This window comes from Sinomonas sp. (genome assembly GCF_051955515.1).
Classification (GTDB): domain Bacteria; phylum Actinomycetota; class Actinomycetes; order Actinomycetales; family Micrococcaceae; genus Sinomonas.
Genome location: NZ_JBQCGQ010000074.1, coordinates 1 through 4,738 on the forward strand (window position 1 = coordinate 1; position 4,738 = coordinate 4,738).

Sequence of the window (4,738 nt, forward strand, 5' to 3'; positions counted from 1 at the left end):
CCGGTTGGGTTTTTTTCTGACCCCCACAAACCGGGCCCCCCGCGGGGGGATGGTGACTCCCCCCGCCGTCGGCCCATTTGTGGGCACCTGGTGTACCCGAAACTCAGCCAGACGCAGCGGCGCTCAGTGCGGCGCGAAGGATGTCTCGTCGTCGGGAACGTCCGAGGAGGCGCCGGATCCCGGCAGGAGGAAGACGGCCGCCGTGGCGACGAGCACGACCGCGCCCACGCCGAGGTAAAGGCCGCTCGGAGTCCACCCTGCGTCCAGAAGAGCGCCGGTGACGGTGGGCGCGAGGATCGCGCCGGCTCGGCCGATCCCGATGCCCCAGCCCACGCCGGTACTCCGGATAGCCGTTGGGTAGACCGACGGGGCAATGACATACAAGCCCGCAATGCAGCCGTTGATGAGACCGCCGAGCACCACGCCGATTGCGAAGGCGAGAACAAGAATTCCCGCGGCGGAGATGAAGACCGCTGTCGCTACAGCGGCAAGGACCGTGAACCAGATCATCACCGTTCGACTCGGCCATTTCGAAGCGAAAGCGCCGAAGAGGACCGAGCCGACCGTGCCCCCAAGAGTGAGCATCAGGCCGCCGACCACGCCCTGGCTCTCGGTCATTCCCGCGGTGACGAGAAGTTTAGGCGTCCAGCTGTTGACGAAATAGAAGCCGAACATCACCGCGAAGAAAGACACCCATACCAAGAGGGTTGAGCGACGGTTGGAGGCATCGAACAGACTTCTCAGGGGGTTTCGCGTCGGGGCGACGTGCGCCGTGGGTGCTGCTTTCACGAACGCTGTGTCGGCGAGTCGGAGCCGCCGAGTGAGCCGCCTGAGCTTCGCGTCATACCCCCGCGGCCGCCGAGTGAGCAGGAAGTCGACGCTTTCGGGCGCCAGGCCAAACGCGAGCGCGAGCAGGAGGACTGTCACGAGGCCACCGCCGAGGAAGACGGCGTGCCAGCCGAATTGCGCCTGGAGCCACACGGCTGCCCCTCCGCCGAGGGTCGCTCCGAGCCCATAGCCTGCGGTGACAATGCTGATGGCCAGACTGCGCGACCGCTTGGAGGAGAATTCGCTGACGAGGACATTCGTGCACGCGAGAATGCCGCCCACACCCAGCCCGGTCACAACGCGCCAGAGGCCGAGGGGGAAGGCGCCGGCGGCGGTCGCGGACAGAAGCATGCCGGCTGCGGAGGTACCGACGGACGCGAGAAGCGTGGGACGACGGCCGAATCTGTCCGCGATCGGGCCGATGAGAAGGGATCCGAGGGCCATGCCGACGAGCCCCGCGCTCAGCAGGAGGCCGAGCTCGCTGCCGGTCAGACCGAAGTCCTTGGACACGCGCGCGGACGTGAACGCCATGGCGAGGACGTCGAAACCGTCGACGGCGTTGAGGAGGGTGCAGAGGGCGACGATGGCCCACTGGCCTGCGCCCATCGGGGACGTTTCGATGCGCGCCCGGAGATCAGTGGTCACGTTCAGCTCACCTCGATGCTGACGACGGCGCGTCCGTTGCTAGTGAGGACGGAGCCGGGGCGGAGGGGATTCCTCGCCGTGACACGGGAGACGCAGCAGCACATCTTGGCGGAGGCACGCTGCTGGCGTTCGCTGTAGAAGACGTCGCGGTGGTCGATGTCCCCGCTGAGGTCCAGCACCTCGACCTCGCAGAGGCCGCATTCGCCTTTGCGGCAGTCGAACATCATGTCGGCCCCCGCGGCTTCGAGGGCCTCGAGCATGGAGCGGTCTTTGGGGACGACGGTCTCGATGCCGAGCCGCGGGATCCTGACGGTGAACTCCTGCGGGTCGAACCATCCGCTGTTGCCGAAGGTCTCGTAACGGAGGTTCGGCAGGCTCAGCTCGAAGTCCTGCCAGGAGCGTCGGACGGCGTCCATGAGCCGGATCGGCCCGCACATGTACAGCTCCGTGGTGAGATCGAGGCCGCTGACCAGCGCCGGGACGTCAAGCTGCGTTCCTTCGGCGTCGACGTGCACCTCAAGCCGGTCACCGTGCTCCTCGACGAGCTCGTCGAGGTAGGCCATGGCGTCCCGGCTGCGTCCGGCGTAGACGAACCGGTAGTCAGCGCCGAGGCGGGCGAGCAGGCGGCCCATGCCGAGGACGGCCGTCACCCCGATCCCGCCGGCGAGGAGGACGTACCGCGGGGCTCCGACGCGGAGCGGAAAGTTCTGCATCGGCTGGGTGAGGTCCACGTCGTCCCCGGCCTCGAGCCCGTGCATGAAGATCGATCCCCCACGGGAGGCCGGCGTCCGGAAGACTGATAGCGCAAGGCGGCTGCCGTCGTCGTTCGTTTCCACGACGGAGTAGGACCGCACCTCCCGCTCCCCGTTGACGACGACGGCGACATCCACGTGCGTGCCGGGCACCGCCTGCACCGGGGCGCCCGGCTCGATGACGATGCGCCGGATCCCGCGGGCGACCTCGGTGGCCTCGACCACGGTGCCCTTCTGCCAGACGGCGCTCGAGTTCGCGGCCACGGCTCAGGCGCCGATCGGAGTGGGCTGGGAGGGGCTGGCTGCGGGGAGGCGCCCCTCGGCCTCGAGCATGCGCTCGATGAGCCTTCGGACCCACATGCCCCCGGCGTCGATGTTGAGGCTGTAGAACTCATAGTCCGGATTGGCGTCGATAGCCTCCTGCTGGGCCTTGAGCATGGCCTCGTCCTCGCCGAACACTCCGTGCACACCGTTGCGGAGCTGGGTCGTGATGAGCTGGCTGTCGAGGCAATAATTCCGCATGAACGCCCAGAAGTAATGGCACGTCCTGTCCGTTTCCGGGGAGATCGTGTTCATGACGTAGCCGTTGACGCCCTGGCTGCGGTCGCCGTCGAACGCTCCCGTTCCGGCTTTGGCGACGCCGACGTCGATGGTGATGGTCGAGGGCGCCTCGAAGGTGATGATCTGCCAGCGGTCTACCCGGCCCTCGAAGCCGGGGAACTTGTCGCGCATGTTCTTGAGCCAGAAGGGCGGCGCCTCGATGTCGAACATCCAGCGCGAGACGGTCACGGTGCTCTCGTCGTGGGTGACCTTGAAGTCGGAGCCGCTGAGCTCCTCCTGCCCGATCGAGGAGGAGTGGACGAACTCCTCGTGGGTGAGGTCCATGAGGTTGTCGAGCACGAGCTGGTAGTTGCAGGGGGCGTAGATCGTCTCGCCGTCCCCGGCCCAGTCCGGGGAGCTCATCTGATGCATGTCCGGGATGAGGGCCGGGTCGGCCTTCTCCGGGTCGCCGAGCCAGACCCACGCGAAGCGGTAGCGATCCACGATCGGGAACGAGGGAACCGTGGCGGAGGGGTTGATGGTCTCCTGCGCCGGCATCGAGGTGCACCTGCCGGCGGAGTTGTACGTGATGCCGTGGTACGGACACTGGATCTCGTCCCGGCCGACGGTCTTGCCCATCGAGAGCGGCGCGAGGCGGTGCCAGCATGCGTCGGCGAGTGCGACCGGGCGGCCGTCCTCCGTGCGGAAGAGTGCGAGTGGCCGATTGGCGATCGTGCGGGCGAGTGGCTTTCGGGTGATTTCGTAGTCCCAGCCCGCGACGTACCAGGCGTTGAGGGGGTGGGCGAGGGTCTTGTTGGTGGTGCGAGTGCTTGACATCGGTGTCCTTCCGTCGGCGTTGACGGCGATGACTATCTATGGTCATAGATAGTTGGTGAGGTAAAGCACACTCTATCTATGGAGATAGATAGTTGCAAGGGGTGGATAAGGTAGCCAAATGAGCCTCAGGAATGCGCTCTTGGCGATGCTGACGTCGCAGCCGATGACGGGCTACGACGTGTACAAGAACTTCCAGACGTCCGTCGGCTACGTCTGGCATGCCCCCGACTCACAGATCTACCCCGAGCTTCGCCGCATGGAGCAGGATGGCCTGATCCGCGGCGAGAGCGTCCAGTGGGGCAAGCGGGGCACGAAGAAGCGCTACTCCATCACCGAGGCCGGGGTCGAGTCCTTCCAGACGTGGCTCAATGCGCCACCGGAGTACCAGCGCGAACGGGATCCCGTGCGCCTGCGGGCCGCCTATCTCGAATGGGCCGAGCCGAAGGCGTCGACAGAGTTCTTCAGGGCACACGTCGCATATCACTCAAGCCGGATCGAGGACTGGGAGGACATGATCCGTGCCCTTCGCGACCACTCGAATCCGACCCTCGCGAAGCGCATCGAGGGCAAGCCCGCAGACGAGGCCGCTCGGATTACTGCCTACAAGGTCTTCGCCTATGAAGGCATGATCGCGCGGGCCCGGGCAGAGATTGCCTGGGCGAAGCGAGGGCTGGAACTGGTGGAGCAGCTGGAGGCGGGCATCTCGAGGCCACCGGACGACGGCGGAACGCGGCCCTAAGCTGGGATGGAAAGGAGGGCGGATGGACGCACGCGGCCGAGGTCAGCGCGGCGAGCGCCGAGTGACCCTGACTGAAGTGGCCGAACGGGCAGGCGTCTCGCGATCCGCTGTCTCCTTCGTGCTCAACGGTCGAACTGATCAGCGTCTTTCAGCTGATACCTTCGCGCGGGTGCGTCGGGCGGCCGAGGAACTTGGATACAGCCCCAACACGACGGCCAAGACTCTGCGAACTGGCAAATCTGGTGCTGTTGCCCTCGTATCCGACTTCATCGGCACGACGTCCTTCGCGAACTCGATGGTGCGGGGCGTGCTCGAGTCGCTTCAGGACGCCGACACATTGCTCTACACCGTGGACACTCAGGGTGAACCGTCCCTTGAGGCGAGGCTGCTGCAGAGC

The 4,738-nt window shown here is 66.2% G+C and carries 5 protein-coding genes; 2 read left to right on the top strand and 3 right to left on the bottom strand.

Going from position 1 to position 4,738, the window contains the following annotated elements; translation table 11 throughout:
- Positions 1–123: 123 nt before the first annotated feature.
- From ACTHL9_RS04055 to ACTHL9_RS04065, 3 genes are read right to left on the bottom strand one after another with little or no spacing between them, the layout of a single operon-like run.
- Positions 124–1,473, bottom strand: a complete 1,350-nt coding sequence (locus ACTHL9_RS04055; RefSeq protein ID WP_440517496.1) for an MFS transporter — start codon at positions 1,471–1,473, stop codon at positions 124–126.
- Between the two features lie 2 nt (positions 1,474–1,475).
- A complete protein-coding gene (locus tag ACTHL9_RS04060) occupies positions 1,476–2,489 on the bottom strand; it encodes a PDR/VanB family oxidoreductase (protein WP_440517497.1) in 1,014 nt (337 codons plus the stop codon).
- A 3-nt stretch (positions 2,490–2,492) separates the two neighbouring features.
- The gene (locus ACTHL9_RS04065; RefSeq protein WP_440517498.1) at positions 2,493–3,602 is read right to left on the bottom strand and encodes an aromatic ring-hydroxylating dioxygenase subunit alpha; all 1,110 of its coding nucleotides are present in this window, start codon (positions 3,600–3,602) and stop codon (positions 2,493–2,495) included.
- Between the two features lie 118 nt (positions 3,603–3,720).
- Here ACTHL9_RS04065 and ACTHL9_RS04070 point away from each other — a divergent pair, with 118 nt between their 5' ends.
- Together ACTHL9_RS04070 and ACTHL9_RS04075 are read left to right on the top strand one after the other, a co-directional pair.
- Positions 3,721–4,341 carry a PadR family transcriptional regulator gene (locus ACTHL9_RS04070; RefSeq protein ID WP_440517499.1) on the top strand — a complete coding sequence of 207 codons (621 nt, stop codon included), beginning with the start codon at positions 3,721–3,723 and terminating at the stop codon, positions 4,339–4,341.
- Positions 4,342–4,363: 22 nt separating this feature from the next.
- The coding region (locus tag ACTHL9_RS04075) for a LacI family DNA-binding transcriptional regulator (protein WP_440517500.1) at positions 4,364–4,738 on the top strand (375 nt) is incomplete at its 3' end.

Coding starts and splice junctions, on each gene's coding strand:
- ACTHL9_RS04070 (WP_440517499.1), top strand. CDS start 3,721: ATGAGCCTCAGGAATGCGCTCTTGGCGATGCTGACGTCGCAGCCGATG.
- ACTHL9_RS04065 (WP_440517498.1), bottom strand. CDS start 3,602: ATGTCAAGCACTCGCACCACCAACAAGACCCTCGCCCACCCCCTCAAC.